Genomic DNA, 16,280 nt, shown 5'->3' on the forward strand with positions numbered 1-16,280 from the left:
TTATTTCTTGGCGGGTGCCGCAGCCGCACCGCCACCGCTTCCAGAACCACGCATCGCCTTGAAGAAGTCAGATGAGGGGTCGAGCACCATCACATCGCTCTTCTTGTTGAAGCTGGATTTGTAGGCATCCAGGCTGCGGTAGAACTGCGCAAAACTAGCATCTTTGCCAAACGACTCGGCGTACAAGCGCGAGGCCTCGGCATCGCCTTCGCCCTTGATTTTTTGCGCATCGCGGTAAGCGTTGGCAATCGTCACTTCACGTTGTTTATCGGCATCAGCACGGATTTTTTCACCTTCGGCTGCGCCCGTAGATCGCAGTTCGTTGGCCACGCGCTTGCGCTCGGCTTCCATGCGGCGGTACACCGATTCGGTGATGGCCTCAACATAGTCCACACGGGTGATGCGCACGTCCACCACATCCACACCCCAAGGCTTGGCACCGCGCACGGCTTCCAAAACTTCGCGTTTTACGTCCGCCATCAAGACTTCGCGCTTGAGCGACAGCAGGTCTTTGACCGTGTGCTTATTGACCTCTTCCTGGAAGGCATTGCGCACCACACGGTTGAGCTGGTTGGCACCAGCGTTTTCATCCAGACCCACATTACGGATGTACTCCGACGGAGCCGTAATGCGCCAGCGCACGTACCAGTCGATCACCACACGCTGCTTTTCAGCGGTCAGCATGGGTTCGGCATCGGTGCTGTCCAGCGTCAACAAGCGCTTATCGAGATAGCTGACGTTTTGAAACGGCGGCGGCAGCTTGAAGTTCAGCCCCGGCTCGGTGATCACATCCTTGATCTGCCCCAGCGCGTAGACCACGCCAAACTGGCGCTGGTCCACCACGAACAACATAGAACTCATCAGTGCCAACAGCACCAACAAAGACGATCCAATAAAACCAATTCTGTTCAAAGCGTTCTCCTAGCGTACGTCACGGTCACGCGAACGCGAGATATCGCGCGCACGGGCATCGGTGGATAAAGATGCGGGCGCGGTGGATGCCGCTGGCGTGGCAGAGGGAACTTCTGCGGGTGCCGCAGCACCGGTTTGGGCCGACATTTGCATGATTTTGTCGAGTGGCAGGTACAGCATGTTGGAGCCCTGGCGGGAATCCACTAGCACCTTGGTCACGTTGCCGTACACCTGCTGCATGGTGTCCAGGTACATGCGGTCACGGGTGACCTGCGGGGCTTTTTGGTACTCGGCCAGTACAGAGCGGAAGCGCTGCGCATCACCATCGGCCTGCGCCACGATACGGGCCTTGTAGGCCTCGGATTCTTCTTTCAGACGCGATGCAGAACCCACGGCACGCGGCACCACATCATTGGCATAGGCTTGCGCATCGTTTTTGGCGCGCTCACGCTCTTGGCCGGCTTTCAACACATCGTCAAATGCGGCCTGTACTTGCTCGGGTGGGCGCACGCCGCTTTGCTGCATGTTGATACCCACCACTTCAATGCCGACGTTGTAGCGGTCCAAAATGGTTTGCATCAGGGTCCGCACTCGCGGTCCGATCTGGTCGCGCTCGTCGGCCAAGGCCGAGTCCATCTTCATCTTGCCCACCACTTCACGCACAGCGGTTTCAGCCGCTTGCACTACCGCCCCAGTGGGATCCTTGCTTTCAAACAAGAAAGCCCGCGCGTTGCTCAAACGGTATTGCACAGCAAATTTTATTTCGACGATGTTTTCATCTTGGGTCAGCATGGCCGATTCGCGCAACCCGGTAGCTTTGATGACGGTGTCGCGGCCCACGTCCACGGAGCGAATTTGCGTCACAAACACTAGCTCATGGCGCTGGATCGGATACGGCAAGCGCCAGTTAAAACCTGCACCAGCGGTCGATTTATATTTACCAAACTGGGTGATCACCGCTTGCTGACCTTCTTGCACGATGAAAAAACCGGTGCCCAGCCAGATCAACAGCATCACCGCCACAATCAACCCGGCACCAATACCGGCACTCTTCATGTCGGGCTGGAAGCCGCCACCAGAGCCGTCATTGCCGCCGCCATTATTTCCACCTGAAGGACGCGAACCGTTTTTGCCCCCCCCAAAAAGACCGCTCAATTTGCGGTTGAAATCCCGCCACAGCTCATCCAGATCGGGTGGGCCCTGGTTGGGGCCTTGGCCTTTATTGGGCGTGTTTTTGACGGGTTCTTCGGGCTTGGACGCAGCGTCCGTCTCCGATTTGTCGTCGCCACGGCCCCAGCGAGGATCGTTCAAATTGAACATGCCCCGAATGCGATCCGGCAAGGCGGCCAAGCTAATGGCCCGTAAGTTGAGATTCATTCGCGCAAGTCTCTTGGTTGTCATTTATCTATTGTGCCAAATCAGGCAGCATCCTCATTACATTCAGGGGATTAGGCGGCGGCATCCGTGGCGGGCATTTGGGCTATTGCCAACTCGGCCAGCTTCAACCGCAATGCAGGTACGCCTTCGCCAGTCTGCGCACTTAAAAATATGCGCGGTACCGGCTGACCATCCACTTCAAACACGTCTTGCAGTTGGAGCGGCCAGCGGGATTTATCAAGAGCGTCGAGTTTGTTAAATACCAACAATTGCGGCACATCGGCAGCCCCGATGTCACGCAGCACCAAGGCGACCTCGGCCATCTGCTCGGGAAAATGGGGATTGGAAGCATCCACCACGTGCAGCAGCAGATCGGCATCGGCAGCCTCTTGCAGGGTGGCGCGGAAGGCATCCACCAAGCCGTGCGGCAAATCGCGGATGAAACCCACGGTGTCCGACAGCGACACCGAACGACCTGCTTCTCCCAGATAGAGCTGGCGGGTGGTGGTATCTAGCGTGGCAAACAGCTGGTCGGCGGTGTAGGCGCGGGCCTTCACCAAAGTATTGAACAGCGTGGATTTACCTGCATTGGTGTAGCCCACCAGCGAGATAGTGAAGGCATCGCGGCGCGCGCGCTGGCGGCGCTGGGTGCTGCGCTGCTTCACCACTTTTGCCAGCCGCTCCTTGGTGCGCTTGATGGATTCACCCAGCATGCGGCGATCCAGCTCAATTTGTTTCTCGCCCGGACCACCGCGCATACCGATACCGCCACTTTGCCGCTCAAGGTGCGACCAACGGCGAACCAACCGGGTGCTCAGGTATTGCAACCGTGCCAGCTCCACCTGCAGCTTGCCTTCATGGCTGCGGGCACGCTGGGCAAAGATGGTCAGGATCAGCATCGTCCGGTCGTTGACCGGTAGCTCGCAGTGGCGCTCCAGATTGCGCTGTTGGGCCGGGCTGAGACTTTGGTCAAACAAAATCTCCGTTGCGCCGTACATTTGCGCCAAAAGCTTAATCTCGTCGGCCTTACCGCTGCCCACAAACAAGGCGGCATCGGGTGCCTGGCGCTTACAGGTAATGCGGGCCACCACGCGCATGCCAGCGGTGTCGGCCAGCAAGCCTAGCTCTTCGAGCTCTTTGTCAAAATGGGGGGTGCCTAAATCAACGCCAACCAAAACGGCCAGCGGCATGTCGGGAGTATCAGCAGAACTCAAATCGGAAGGCCGGTAAGGGAAAGAGGCTGTGGTGGGTCGGATACCGCAATGGGCATCCGACCACCAAGAAAAAGACCTACAGATTAAGCCGCTGGTTCTGCCACTGTCGTATCGTCGGCAGCCGAGAAATTGACTGCGCGGCCGGGAACGATGGTAGAGATAGCGTGCTTGTAGACCATTTGGGTTACGGTGTTGCGCAACAGCACAACGTATTGGTCAAAAGACTCAATCTGGCCCTGGAGCTTGATGCCATTGACGAGGTAAATCGACACTGGTACATGCTCGCGGCGCAAAGTATTGAGAAATGGGTCTTGAAGAAGCTGCCCTTTATTGCTCACGATATTCTCCGTGTTGTGAAGATGTTAAAGAAGTCTGAACCATACCACAGCGTTACCAACACTTACCCGGAAGCGGGGATAAGTCCCCATCCCAATTGTTGGGACTCGTGCTAGCGATCAATCGTCCTTGTCGGAATACGGATTCGCCGCCGATTTCATCTGGATACGCAACGGTGTGCCGGTCAAATTGAAGGCCTTACGGAAGCGGCCTTCCAGAAAACGCTTATAGGCTTCGGTCACATGCTCCAGCGAATTGCCGTGGATGATGATGATCGGCGGGTTCATGCCACCCTGGTGCGCATAGCGCAATTTGGGGCGGAACATGCCAGCACGTTGCGGGCTCTGGAAGGAGGTGGCCTCCAGCAGCAAGCGCGTTAATACCGGTGTAGACATTTTGCACATAGCCGCCTGATGGGCTTGCAGAATCGAGGTCCACAGGGGGCCCAAACCCTGGCGCTTGATGGCCGAAATAAAGTGCATGGAAGCAAACTTCAGGAACGCCAGGCGCGTCTCGATGGAGCGCATCACCAACTGGCGCTGGTAGGCATCGATCGCATCCCATTTGTTGATGGCCAGCACCACCGAGCGGCCGCTTTCCAGGATGTAGCCCGCAATGTGGGCATCTTGGTCGGTCACGCCCTGGGTTGCGTCGATCAGCAGCAGCACTACGTGGCAGGTTTCGATGGCCTGCAAGGTCTTGACTACCGAGAATTTTTCGATGGCCTCAAAAACCTTGCCCTTGCGGCGCAAACCGGCGGTATCGATCAGTTCGAACTTATGGCCATTGCGCTCAAAGGGTACGCTAATGGCATCCCGGGTGGTGCCGGGCATGTCGAAAGCCACTAAGCGCTCTTCGCCAAGCCAGGTGTTAATCAGGGTGGACTTGCCAACATTCGGGCGACCGGCCACGGCCAGCTTGGTGACACCCAGGTCTTCGGCTTCCGCCTCTTCACTCGGGTCGGCAAGATTCAGCGGTGCCAGGGCCAGATCGACCAAATCACGGATGCCCTGCCCGTGCGCGGCAGAGATCGGGTACACCGCACCCAGGCCCAGTTCATAAAACTCGATCAGCTGGTGGCCTTCGGTCATACCCTCGGCCTTGTTGGCCGTCAAGATGCAAGGCTTGCCAAGGCGGCGCAAATATTTGGCAATATCGTAGTCTTGGGCAGACAGGCCGCCACGGGCATCGACCACAAAAATAACCACATCGGCTTCTGCCACTGCCTGGCGGGTTTGCTTGGCCATTTCTTTGTAGATGCCGCTCTCGGCATCGGGCTCAAAGCCACCGGTATCGATGACGATGTACTCGTGCTTGCCCTGGCGGCCGTTGCCGTAATGGCGGTCGCGGGTCAGGCCAGCAAAGTCAGCCACGATCGCATCACGTGTCTTGGTCAGGCGGTTGAAAAGGGTTGATTTGCCCACATTGGGGCGACCGACTAAGGCCAAAACTGGTTTCATAGGATGGCGCAGATCGGCTGACGCAAAAAAGTTATTCAGGCTGGAAGCCAAACACACCGCCGTTGCGGGTGACCACCACCACGGTGTTGCCCGCGAGGACCGGATCGGCAACAATCGCAGAGCCATCGGTGGAGATGCGAGTCAACGGCGACCCATCTTCGCGGGACAGGAAATGTACCAGACCCGTGCCGTCACCCAGCACGACCGAGCGGCCCACCGCCAACGGAGCCGACAAACTGCGGTACCGCAGGCGCTCAGAAGTCCAGGCGTTGCTGCCATCTTCACGCTTCCAGGCGGTGACTTTGCCATCCCCTTCGGTACCAAAGACAAAGCGCTCGTCACCGTGTACGCCTTCAGAGGCATTCGCCGGTTTGGTCCATAGCAAACGGCCCCGTTTTGCATCCACGCAGCCTACGGCCGACAGGAAAGCACGGGCACAAACCACATCACCGACACGGCTAACGCTGCCCACCAAGTCCACTAGGCGCTCTACGTCGTTGGTGCCACGGGGTGCAGCAATCGGAGCTTCCCAGCGGGTGCTGCCGTTTGCGGGATTCATTCCGACCAAACGACCCGACATACCGGCAACCAAGGTGTCACCCACGGCCAATAAGACGCTGGACTGGCCCAGCACCAAGGCTTCGCCCGTGCGCTGCTGGCTCCACAATTTGCGGCCCGTCTGGCCGTCAAAAGCACTCACCGTGCGGTCTGCCGCCAGCAGGAACACGCGCCCACCGGCCACCAGCGGTGCGGTATAGGTTTGTGCGCCCAAGCGCTGGCGCCACAGCACGCGGCCCGCATCCAGCGCAACAACTTCGTTCTCACGGGTCACCACCGCCGTCACCTTGCCGTCGCTGCCCACGCCTGCCGACAGAGGTGCACCGACAGAGGTACGCCACAACTCGCGGCCCGAAGCCGCATCGAGCGCCAGCACCGTGCCGTTGCTACTGGCCAAGGCCACTGTGTTGCCACTGACATTGACATTGAGCGGAAAGCTGACATCGCCCAACTTGGTGCTCCAAGCCTGGCGCACGCCCAGCAGAGCCACGTTGGCAGGCAGATCTGCCGGTTTGGGTTTGTCACCGGTACTGGAGCAAGCCGCCAAGACCGCTATCATTAATATAGCTATAGGCGCTCGTATTACTTGCGCTAGAGGCATATTTTTCATTATTTTTTGATTTCTACAGTGACAGGACTGGCGGCAGCCACCACGGGGGCGACCGGACGGGGATCGACACCCAGGCTGTTGAGCTTGACTTCGACGATGCGGCGGTAGTCGTCGCGCTCGTCCAGGCCGGTGTAGGCAGCTTTGTACTGGGCCACGGCTTCGGTTTTTTTGCCTTGCAGGGCAAACACGTCACCCTTACGGTCGGCCACCAGCGGCTCGAACTCTTTGGGGAAGCTGCCAGACAACTGTTGCATCGCTTCGTCATACGACTTGGCATCCATCAGCACCGCAGCCAAACGCAGGCGCGCCACGGGCTGGTAGCCCTCGTCGGACGATTGCGCGGCCACCCAGGTCAACGCGGCCTTGCTGGCATCCAGATTGCCTTTGTCAAACAGGGTTTTGGCCGCCAGCAGTCCGGCTTGTTGGGCAAAAGCGGTGCGAGCGAACTTGTCTTTGATGTCTGAAAAGGCCCGCTCCACTTTTGCGGTATCGCCTGCCTTGGCGGCGCGGTCTACTTCATCAAACAGTGCAGCGGCCTGGGTGGACTGGCTGCGCTGCCAATATTGATAGCCGTTCCAGCCGGCAAACCCAGCCAGCACCGCGATGAGCGCCCAGGTGATGGCGTTGCCGTAGCGGCTCCAGAAGGCTTTGAGTTCGTCAAGCTGTTCTTGTTCTTCAAGGTCGAGGTGGTTTGCCATAAGTGTCTGTAGTCGGATTTACGATTGTAGGGTGGTGGCCCAAGCGGCCACGTCGGCGAGGGGCTGGGTAGTTTGCACACCGCTGCCGTCGCGCAAGGATTTCACCAGCACCAGGTTTTGCGCCAGCTCGTCGGCACCGAAGATCAGCGCAAAACGGGCGCCGCTACTGTCGGCCTTTTTGAGCTGCGATTTCATGCTGCCCATGCCTTCAGCGGCTCCCGCGTGCATCTGCACCTGGACACCGGCGCGGCGCAGGGTTTGCAGGGTCTGCATCGCCACGGACAACGCAGCCGCGTCGGGCACCACGGCATAGGCATCGGGTACCAGCGCGGGCAGCTCAGCGCCTTGCTCTTTGATGAGTTCCAGCACGCGCTCAATGCCCATGCCCCAGCCGACGGCCGGGGTGGGTTTGCCACCCAGCAGCTCGAACAGGCCGTCGTAGCGCCCTCCTCCGCACAACGTGCCTTGGGCACCCAGCTCGTCGGTGATGAATTCGAACACGGTGTGGCTGTAGTAGTCCAGCCCACGCACCAGACGCGGGTTGATAGTCCACTGCACGTCGCAGGCGGCGAGCAGGCTTTGCACGGTATCCAGGTGCTTGCGTGAAGCATCGCCCAGGTAGCTGAGCAGTTGCGGTGCGTCTTGCACCATTGCCTGCATGGCCAGGTTCTTGGTGTCCAGAATACGCAGCGGGTTGGTCAGCAGGCGGCGCTGGGCATCGGCGTCCAGCAGGTCGCGGTGCTGCTCAAAGTAGGTGATCAGCGCGGCACGGTGGGCCTGGCGCTCGGCAGGCACGCCCAGGCTATTCAGCTCCACGCGCACATTGCGCAGGCCCAGGCCCGCCAGCAGCTCATTCGCCAGCAGCATCAGCTCGGCATCCACCTCGGGACCGGCAAAGCCCAGGGCCTCGGCACCAAGTTGGTAGAACTGGCGGTAGCGACCGCGCTGGGGCCGCTCGTGGCGGAACATCGGGCCCATGTAGTACAGGCGCTTGCCACCGTCATAGGTCAGGTTGTGCTGGATGGCGGCGCGCACCACGCCGGGGGTGTTTTCGGGGCGCAGGGTGAGCTGCTCGCCGTTGAGCCTGTCTTCGAAGGAGTACATCTCCTTCTCGACGATGTCGGTAGTTTCGCCGGTGCCGCGCACGAACAGGGCCGTGGGTTCGACAATGGGAGTGCGCACCATGCGGTAGGCCGAGCGCGCCATCTGCGTGCGGACCTTGTCTTCCAGCCATTCCCAACGCGCAGAGTCGGGCGGCAGTATGTCGTTCATGCCTTTAACGGCACTGATTTTGTCAGCCATAAATCCTGTTTACTATTATTTTAGTAGCTGCTAGCGCAGGTTATATATGCGCTAGAAGCCAATTTGACACTTAATTTCCAACTAGGCCAACATTGGGCTGCCGAAGCGTTTAGCGATGTAGTTTTCTACGATGACCTGGAATTCCTGGGCGATTTTGTCGCCCCGCAGTGTGACGCTTTTCTCGCCGTCAATGTAGACCGGCGCAGCGGGTGCTTCTCCGGTGCCCGGCAAGCTGATGCCGATGTCAGCATGCTTGCTTTCGCCGGGGCCGTTGACGATGCAGCCCATCACGGCGACCTTCATGGTTTCGACACCGGGGTACTGCTTACGCCAGACGGGCATCTGGGCGCGCAGAAAATCGTCGATCTGCTTGGTCAGCTCCTGAAAAGTGGTGCTGGTGGTGCGGCCACAGCCGGGGCAAGCGGTGACACTGGGCACAAAGCTGCGCAGACCCAGCGATTGCAGTATCTCGGAAGCCACCACCACCTCTTGCGTGCGGGCCTCGCCGGGCTGGGGTGTGAGCGAGACGCGGATGGTGTCGCCAATGCCCTCTTGCAGCAGCACGGCCAGCGCGACGCTGGAGGCCACCGTACCCTTGGTGCCCATCCCCGCCTCGGTTAAGCCTAGGTGCAGGGCATAACGGCAGCGAACGCTGAGGGCGCGGTAGACCGATATCAAATCCTGCACGCCGCTTACTTTGCACGACAAAATGATCTGCTCTGGCGGCAGCCCCATAGATTCGGCCAAGCGGGCGGATTCGATAGCCGAGGTGATTAGCGCCTGGTACATCACCGGTTTGGCATCCCAGGGTACTGCGCGGCGGCTGTTTTCATCCATCAGACTGGCCAGCAACTCTTGGTCCAAACTGCCCCAATTGACGCCGATGCGCACGGCTTTTTTCCAGCGCACCGCCGCTTCGATCATCTGGCCAAACTGGCGGTCGCGCTTGTCACCCTTGCCCACGTTGCCGGGGTTGATGCGGTACTTGGACAAGGCTTCGGCGCAGGCCGGAAAGTCGGTCAGCAGGCGGTGGCCGTTGTAGTGAAAGTCGCCGACCAGGGGCACGTCAATGCCCATGCGGTCGAGTTGTTCGCGGATGTAGGGCACAGCCTGCGCAGCTTCGGGGGTGTTGACGGTGATGCGCACCATCTCCGAACCCGCCAACGCCAGCTCTTTGACCTGGATGGCGGTGCCGATGGCATCCACCGTGTCGGTATTGGTCATGGATTGCACCCGCACCGGGGCATCGCCGCCCACGGTCACATCGCGCGCACCCCAGCGCACATGGGCCTGGTAGGTGTTGCGCACGCGGGGTGCAGCCGCATCAATCGGGGTGGAAAAGTCCAGGGCAGAGAATGTGGAGGGCATCACTTCACCTCAAAACGGGCAACGCGGTCTTTGGGAAAGGCCGCCATGTCATAGGGTTGGCCACGCACTTGCAGTTGCACAGCATCGACACGCCCTACCACGACAGCCAGGGGGAAGGGGCCTGTCACTTCAACGGATTCTCCGGCTTTCAGGGTCCGGCCCAGGTTGACCACGCCATTGGCATCGGTCACCTTGACCCAGGACTCGGCCTGGGCCGTCAGTACCACGGCCTGCGGGGCAGAAGCTGCGAGAGTCTGCGCAAGCGCTACGGGTTGCTTTACAGGGCTTATCGCAACGGGCTCAGAAACCTCGGGCTGGGGTGCCGTCACCACTGGGATGGCGATTTCTTCTACCGGTGCAGCCAGCACCGCCACCTCGTCTTGGGTGGGGGGTTGGGGCCACAACACCACCACGGCCGCAGCCACCAGCAAGGCCACTACGGCCAGCACCGACGGATTCAGCATCTGGCCACGCAATGACAAGCGTGGACCGGCAGGACGGTAAGGCGTGTTGATCGTAGGGACATCGGCCCCTAACCGGGATACCGCCGTGGCTGGCAAATACGCCAACACAGTGCCAGGGTCGATCTTGAGGGTACGGCATACGCTGGCAGCCAAAGCCCGCGCAAATGTCACATCCGGCAGCAGATCCAGACGACCGGCCTCCAGGGCCTCCAGTTTTTTCACCGGCACCTTGAGTGACACCGCCAAAGCGGCCACATGCAAGCCGGTGGCTTCACGCGCGGTACGCAGCAAATGCCCCGCCTGCACGGCGGCTGCGGCCACATCCTGCGCTGGATTCAGCGCAACTCCATCCGACACACCCTGCCCCACTGACTCACTCATCAAATGCCCCTCTGTCATATGCGGCCAGCTCACGCGATTGACCAAACCGTTTTTTCAATTGTTCGACCAGTTGCAACATAGCTTCGCGGTTTTCCATGCGCCGCTCCACCTTGATGCCCAACCATAAAGATTCGGCATTGGCCAGCTCGGAATTATTCAAACGGCGTATGTAGAACTGCGCCCGAGACCATTCACCCCGTTGAAACAGCAAAGTTGAAAGGTTGTAGGCAATGATGGGATTGCCCGCGTCCACCTCATACGCGCGGGCCAGATTGCGCTCTGCCTCGGGCAGTTGGCCGGCCCGCTGCTGGCACAAACCTTCGGTCATCCAGGTTTTGGAACGGGTGCTGTAAGTGGGGTTGGCCAGTGCCTGCTCAAACATCTGAATGGATTCAGGATAGCGGCCTTGCTGGCACATCAACCAGCCGTAGTTGTGCTGGATATTAGGTTCGCCGGGATTGATCGCCAAGGCACGCCGAAAGCCGTCTTCGGCCAGACGCCAGTCACCCAAACGCATGTAAATCAGGCCGCGCAGGTTGTAGGCATCTGCGAATGACGGGTCAATTACCAAAGCCTGCTTCAACTCATCCAAAGCCACGGTGGTTTGGCCTTGTTCAAAATAGGCAACAGCCAACTTCAGACGGGTACGCGCCCGTTTGCGGGCCTCTGGCTCGTCGGAATCTGTGAGCAGTTCACCCTGCGCAACAGGCGTCGCAACCGGCCGGCCCGAAGAGATTGCCTTCGTGGAGGCGCTTGTGCTGGTGGTAGTCGTTGTCGTGGTACAGCCTTGCAGCCCCGCAAGAACCGATGCACACACCAAAAACGGGAGCAATACACCCATGCGCATCTTTTTTTGCATGCCTCAAATCCCTTTAGTGTCGTCTACCGAAATGGAGGAAACCTGGGCCATCATCACGACCCGCTGCTGCGCCATGCGCTTGACGACCTGCGTGCGGTCTTTCACATCACCAGCGAGCTGCCCACAAGCCGCATCGATGTCATCACCCCGGGTCTTACGCACCGTGGTAATGATGCCGGCATCGCTGAGCATTTTGGCAAAAGCCGTCACGCGGGCCATAGGCGAGCGCAGCAGGCCAGAAGCAGGGAATGGATTGAACGGAATCAGATTGAACTTGCACCACACGCCGGGCTGGCGGTACTGCTGCACCAGGGCAATCAGCTGCTGGGCGTGCTCGGGCTGGTCGTTCACGCCATCCAGCATGCAGTATTCAAAGGTAATGAAGTCGCGCGGCGCGTGCGCCAAGTAGCGATTGCAGGATTCCAGTAACTCGGCCAGCGGGTATTTTTTATTCAGCGGCACCAGGTTGTCGCGCAAGGCATCGTTTGGTGCGTGCAGCGATACGGCCAAGGCAACCGGGCAGTCCAGACCGAGGCGGTCGATCATCGGCACCACGCCCGAGGTAGACACCGTGACCCGGCGGCGCGACAGGCCGTAGCCGTGGTCGTCCAGCATCACCTTGAGAGCGGGCACCAGCGCGTTGTAATTCTGTAAGGGCTCGCCCATACCCATCATCACCACATTGGAGATAACGCGTTCAGCGGTGTTCAGATGCTTGCGCAGGAAATGTTCGGCAAACCAGAGCTGCGCAACGATTTCACCGGTGGTGAGGTTGCGGCTAAAGCCTTGGTGGCCAGTAGAGCAAAAGCGGCAGCCTACGGCACAGCCCGCCTGGGACGATACACACAGGGTGCCCCGGTCACTTTCGGGAATGAAAACTGCCTCGACGGCATTGCCGTCGCCCACATCGAACAGCCACTTGATGGTGCCGTCGGTGGATACATGCTGACTGATAAGTGACAGGCCCTGTACATGGGCGCTGGTGGCTAGCTTATTGCGCAAGGACTTGGCCAGATCGGTCATCTGCTCAAAATCAGTGGCTCCACGTTGGTGAATCCAGCGGAACAGCTGGGTGGCGCGGAAGCGCTTTTCACCTAGCCGTTCGCAAAACGCGGCCAAGCCGTCGAGGTCAAAGTCGAGCAGGTTGGCCGTCATTGCATAAAACGCTAATTACTTAGCGGCAAAAACATTCAGGCCGGCGAAGAAGAAAGCGATTTCTTCCTTGGCGGTTTCAGCAGCGTCAGAACCGTGCACAGCGTTGGCATCGATGCTGTCGGCGAAGTCAGCACGGATGGTGCCAGCGTCAGCCTTCTTAGGATCGGTCGCGCCCATCAGGTCACGGTTCTTCAGGATGGCATTTTCGCCTTCCAGAGCCTGGATCATCACCGGGCCGGAGATCATGAACTCGACCAGGTCCTTGAAGAAAGGACGGGCAGCGTGCACAGCGTAGAACGCCTCTGCTTCGCCACGCGACAGGTGGGCCATGCGGGCAGCAATGACCTTCAGGCCAGCAGCTTCAAAACGGGCGTAGATCTGACCGATGACGTTCTTGGCAACCGCGTCGGGCTTGATGATGGAGAGTGTGCGTTCGATAGCCATAATTTTTCCTATGAGATTCAGAAATTGAGATTTATTGAAATTTTGCCAACTAAGCAAAGCCTGCGAGTTTAACCCGGCTGCATGTCCTCTTTACGAATAGGCCGCCGTGGTGTAGGCGATTGCCGTGCTTAGTTTTCAGATTAGCGGCTACGGCCGCCGTTGCGGCCACCACCAGAGCCACCACGCCGTGGCCCGCCCTGGTTTGGCTCTTTGCGTTGGCGGGAGAGGCTATCACCACCGATGTAACCCAAAGAGGTTTTCATGGGGTCCGGTTGGCCTGTTGGGTCTTTCCGCACGGGGCTACGCCCTTTGCCTCCGACTGGGTTGGTCATCAGAGGATTAGGCGCGGAGGGCGCATTGCCACCCGATGGGCGTGGCCCACGGCCACCGGTGTTACGACCGCCACGCGTGCGGTTCGGGGCCTCCCGTTTGTCCAAGGGGTTGGGCGGACGGCGGCTGGGCGCACGGGCCTGGCGGGGCACTTCATCGAACTCCCCTGCTGGCGCCTTGTTGGCGGCTTTAACCAAGGCCTGAATGTCGCGCTCGTCCAGCTCCATCCAGCCACCGCGCTTGAGGCCGCGTGGCAACAGCATGGCGCCGTAACGGATGCGGATGAGTCGGCTCACGGCGTGGCCCACAGCTTCCAGCATGCGACGGACTTCGCGGTTGCGACCTTCGGAGATCGTGACGCGATACCAGCAATTGGAGCCTTCGCCGCCACCCTCTTCAATGCTGCCGAACGAGGCCATGCCGTCGTCGAGCTTGACGCCATCGAGCAGTCGCTGCTTTTCTTCCTTGTTCAACGCACCCAGCACGCGCACGGCGTATTCGCGCTCCAGACCAAAACGCGGGTGCATCAACTGGTTGGCCAGCTCGCCCGAGCTGGTGAACAGCAGCAGGCCTTCGGTGTTTAAATCCAGCCGCCCGACCGACTGCCATTTTCCCTGGTACAGCTTGGGCAGACGACGAAATACGGTGGGCCGGTTTTGCGGGTCGTCGTTGGTGACCACCTCACCAACCGGTTTGTGGTACGCAATCACGCGCGCAGGTGGCGGCTCGATGCGAAAACGCACCGGCTTGCCATTGACCTTGACCGAGTCGCCAAACTGCACGCGCTGGCCGATGTGGGCGGGCTCGTTGTTGACCGAAATGCGGCCTTCCAAAATAAGTTGCTCCATCTCCAGGCGCGAGCCCATGCCGGCCTGGGCCAGCACTTTGTGCAGTTTGGGGCTTTCGGCCTGGGGCGGCAAAACCCGCTTCTCAGGCGCCAGATCCGGGGCCTCTTCGTCGGCATCGAACTGACCAGACACCACATCGAGAAAGCGATTGCCCCCCTCGGTCGCCAAGGATGGAGGGGCCAGCGGCGTAGATTCGTCAGGGTTGTTGTGCATGAAATGTCTCGGTTAGCGGGGCATCCACCGTCACGGCGGAGCCCTCGGAGGGAACAAGGGGAAGATCCACTAGGGCGGGCTCTTCGGTACGGGTCAGCGATGCCAGCAACGCAGCCCGCTGGGCGGGGTCATCGGCCACCGGCAGCTGGTCTAGCGAGGACAGACCCAAATCATCCAAAAACTGCCGGGTGGTCGCAAACAAGGCCGGGCGACCTACGGTTTCTCTGTGGCCAATCACTTCGATCCAACCCCGGTCTTCCAGTTGCTTGATGATCATGGCGCTGATGGTGACGCCTCGGATTTCTTCCATGTCACCGCGTGTGGCGGGTTGGCGGTAGGCAATGATGGCCAAAGTCTCCAACGTGGCACGGCTGTAACGAGGGGGTTTTTCAGGGTGCAGGCGGTCTAGGTACTCGCGCATTTCAGGCCGACTCTGGAAACGCCAGCCGCTGGCAACCTGCACCAGCTCCACACTGCGCTGCGCCCAGTCGTTTTGCAGATCGAGCAGCAGTGACTTGACGGTATCCGCCCCCAACGCATCCTCAAACAGCCCCCGCATATCACGCACAGGCAAGGGCTGCTGCGCGCAAATTAGCGCAGCTTCGAGGACGCGTTTGGCCTCTGCCGTGTTCATGGTGTATCTGTATTCCGGGAAAACCTGCCGAAGGACGGCACTAAATAGATGGCGTGGGTTTCAAATTGCAGCCAGCCCATGGTGCTGAACCGTGGGTGCCACAAAAACCAGTGAGCGTCAGAACTGCTGCCTGAGCTTCAAAACGCTTTTATCCATTGTAACTGAGGCCCCATGCGGCCAGTGCGCTACGCATATCTTCGGGTAACGGTGCATGGAACTTCATAGCTTCGCCGGTGATGGGGTGAACGAAAGCCAACTGCGTCGCATGCAAAGCTTGCCGCACCAACCCCGCCGCTGGCGTGCCGCCATATACCCCATCCGCCACCAAGGGATGCCCGACAGAAGCCATGTGAACCCGAATCTGGTGCGTGCGGCCGGTGTGTAGCGTGCAACGCACAAAGCAGCCCTGGTCAAAATTTTCCAGTAACGCGATATCGGTACGGGCGGTTTTTCCGCCATGCAGCGCCAAGTCCACCACCGCCATGCGCAGACGGTTGCGCGGGTCGCGGCCAATTGGCAGCTCAACGCTGCGGTTGACTGCCCCCACCCAAGGTTTGTGCGCCAGAGCCAGGTATTGGCGACTGACCTCCCGCGCGGCAATCAAGGCCACCAACGCATCCATGGCGGCACGGGTACGCGCCACCACCATCAGGCCGCTGGTGTCCTTGTCTAGACGGTGGACGATACCGGCCCGGGGCAGCATCTGGGCCTGTACATCGCGCGCCAGCAGCCCATTGAGCAGCGTGCCACTCCAGTTGCCCGGCGCAGGGTGCACCACCAGCCCTGCTGGCTTATGGATGACCCGCAGGTGCGCGTCTTCAAACACCACATCAAGCGCCATCGCTTCGGGCTTAAACGCCTGGCTTTGCAAGGTAGGGCGCAACTCGATCGCGCCCACCTCACCTGCCCGCACTTTGGCTGACGGCTTGGTCACCAGCCGCCCTTGCAAGGTCACGGCACCGGATTCGATCAGTTGCTGCAAATAACTGCGCGAGAATTCGGGCACCAGATCAACCAGGGCGCGGTCCAGCCGCCCGCCGTGCTGAGTGTCAGTGATGGTGAGCGGACGCAGTTCGCTCTCTAGGCCCGATTCCGTGATGTCGGGCGCGTTTTCGGC

General features: G+C 59.8%; 16 protein-coding genes. All 16 read right to left on the reverse strand.

Going from position 1 to position 16,280, the window contains the following annotated elements; genetic code table 11:
- Window positions 1-912 (reverse strand): protease modulator HflC, encoded by a 912-nt coding sequence (hflC, locus tag AC0969_RS05985; protein ID WP_479623226.1) that lies wholly within the window; start codon window positions 910-912, stop codon window positions 1-3.
- A 9-nt stretch (window positions 913-921) separates the two neighbouring features.
- Window positions 922-2,289, reverse strand: coding sequence for an FtsH protease activity modulator HflK (hflK, locus tag AC0969_RS05990; RefSeq protein WP_479623227.1), 1,368 nt, complete (start codon window positions 2,287-2,289; stop codon window positions 922-924).
- A gap of 71 nt (window positions 2,290-2,360) precedes the next feature.
- Window positions 2,361-3,479 carry a GTPase HflX gene (gene hflX, locus AC0969_RS05995; RefSeq protein ID WP_479623228.1) on the reverse strand — a complete coding sequence of 373 codons (1,119 nt, stop codon included), beginning with the start codon at window positions 3,477-3,479 and terminating at the stop codon, window positions 2,361-2,363.
- A 107-nt stretch (window positions 3,480-3,586) separates the two neighbouring features.
- The gene (hfq, locus tag AC0969_RS06000; protein ID WP_479623229.1) at window positions 3,587-3,841 is read right to left on the reverse strand and encodes an RNA chaperone Hfq; all 255 of its coding nucleotides are present in this window, start codon (window positions 3,839-3,841) and stop codon (window positions 3,587-3,589) included.
- A gap of 117 nt (window positions 3,842-3,958) precedes the next feature.
- On the reverse strand, window positions 3,959-5,299 hold the full coding sequence (gene der, locus AC0969_RS06005) for a ribosome biogenesis GTPase Der (protein WP_479623230.1): 1,341 nt from the start codon (window positions 5,297-5,299) through the stop codon (window positions 3,959-3,961).
- A 31-nt stretch (window positions 5,300-5,330) separates the two neighbouring features.
- A complete protein-coding gene (gene bamB, locus AC0969_RS06010; protein WP_479623231.1) occupies window positions 5,331-6,458 on the reverse strand; it encodes an outer membrane protein assembly factor BamB in 1,128 nt (375 codons plus the stop codon).
- A gap of 8 nt (window positions 6,459-6,466) precedes the next feature.
- Entirely contained in the window at window positions 6,467-7,165 is a 699-nt protein-coding gene (locus AC0969_RS06015) for a YfgM family protein (protein WP_479623232.1), read from the reverse strand.
- Between the two features lie 18 nt (window positions 7,166-7,183).
- Window positions 7,184-8,467: a histidine--tRNA ligase gene (gene hisS, locus AC0969_RS06020; protein ID WP_479623233.1), complete on the reverse strand. Its 1,284-nt coding sequence runs from the start codon at window positions 8,465-8,467 to the stop codon at window positions 7,184-7,186.
- Between the two features lie 81 nt (window positions 8,468-8,548).
- A complete protein-coding gene (gene ispG / locus AC0969_RS06025; RefSeq protein ID WP_479623234.1) occupies window positions 8,549-9,835 on the reverse strand; it encodes a flavodoxin-dependent (E)-4-hydroxy-3-methylbut-2-enyl-diphosphate synthase in 1,287 nt (428 codons plus the stop codon).
- Window positions 9,835-10,680: a helix-turn-helix domain-containing protein gene (locus tag AC0969_RS06030; RefSeq protein ID WP_479623235.1), complete on the reverse strand. Its 846-nt coding sequence runs from the start codon at window positions 10,678-10,680 to the stop codon at window positions 9,835-9,837. The genes ispG and AC0969_RS06030 overlap by 1 nt, the downstream gene beginning before the upstream one ends.
- Window positions 10,673-11,539: a type IV pilus biogenesis/stability protein PilW gene (gene pilW / locus AC0969_RS06035; RefSeq protein ID WP_479623236.1), complete on the reverse strand. Its 867-nt coding sequence runs from the start codon at window positions 11,537-11,539 to the stop codon at window positions 10,673-10,675. Before pilW ends, AC0969_RS06030 begins: the two co-directional genes overlap by 8 nt.
- Before the next feature lie 3 nt (window positions 11,540-11,542).
- Window positions 11,543-12,694, reverse strand: a complete 1,152-nt coding sequence (rlmN, locus tag AC0969_RS06040; protein ID WP_479623237.1) for a dual-specificity RNA methyltransferase RlmN — start codon at window positions 12,692-12,694, stop codon at window positions 11,543-11,545.
- Window positions 12,695-12,709: 15 nt separating this feature from the next.
- A complete protein-coding gene (gene ndk, locus AC0969_RS06045) occupies window positions 12,710-13,138 on the reverse strand; it encodes a nucleoside-diphosphate kinase (protein WP_348008041.1) in 429 nt (142 codons plus the stop codon).
- A gap of 140 nt (window positions 13,139-13,278) precedes the next feature.
- Window positions 13,279-14,529 carry a pseudouridine synthase gene (locus tag AC0969_RS06050; protein WP_479623238.1) on the reverse strand — a complete coding sequence of 417 codons (1,251 nt, stop codon included), beginning with the start codon at window positions 14,527-14,529 and terminating at the stop codon, window positions 13,279-13,281.
- Window positions 14,513-15,163 (reverse strand): SMC-Scp complex subunit ScpB, encoded by a 651-nt coding sequence (scpB, locus tag AC0969_RS06055; protein WP_479623239.1) that lies wholly within the window; start codon window positions 15,161-15,163, stop codon window positions 14,513-14,515. The genes AC0969_RS06050 and scpB overlap by 17 nt, the downstream gene beginning before the upstream one ends.
- 148 nt (window positions 15,164-15,311) lie before the next feature.
- Window positions 15,312-16,262: an RluA family pseudouridine synthase gene (locus AC0969_RS06060; RefSeq protein WP_479623355.1), complete on the reverse strand. Its 951-nt coding sequence runs from the start codon at window positions 16,260-16,262 to the stop codon at window positions 15,312-15,314.
- Window positions 16,263-16,280: the final 18 nt, after the last annotated feature.

It is taken from the genome of Rhodoferax sp. LB1P47, from assembly GCF_056521445.1.